Source organism: Robertmurraya sp. DFI.2.37 (assembly GCF_029211245.1).
In the GTDB taxonomy this organism is placed as follows: domain Bacteria; phylum Bacillota; class Bacilli; order Bacillales; family Cytobacillaceae; genus Robertmurraya; species Robertmurraya methanolica_A.
This window is the reverse complement of record NZ_JARGEJ010000826.1, coordinates 1-290: the sequence shown is the minus strand read 5'-3', so window position 1 is coordinate 290 and position 290 is coordinate 1. Positions and strand designations below refer to the sequence as shown.

Sequence of the window (290 nt, the reverse complement as noted above, 5' to 3'; positions counted from 1 at the left end):
TAGTCTTCTCCAAGCAGACCGTGCAACTCCTTCAAATTGTTGATGTTATTTCAATCTCTTGTTTATGGGCAATGCCATCATTTACGAGATAAACAAATGTTTTGTCATCCTCATAAATAATCGCTTCAGAGGATATTACCAACCCTTCCTTCTCTTCTGTCTCAATTTCCATAATCAATTGGAAGCCCGGTTTAAGTTCTATTCCCCCGTTGATCTGAACAACAATCGGAAACTGTACTGCTTGATTTTCCAACGGGTTTCCTAGACCTGTACTCTGCGGAACATTTGCA

1 pseudogene is annotated in these 290 nt (G+C 40.0%); it reads right to left on the bottom strand.

Annotated features, from left to right (window positions below):
• Positions 1-31: 31 nt before the first annotated feature.
• Positions 32-290: pseudogene (locus PZE06_RS28805) on the bottom strand (efflux RND transporter periplasmic adaptor subunit); the annotation flags it as partial.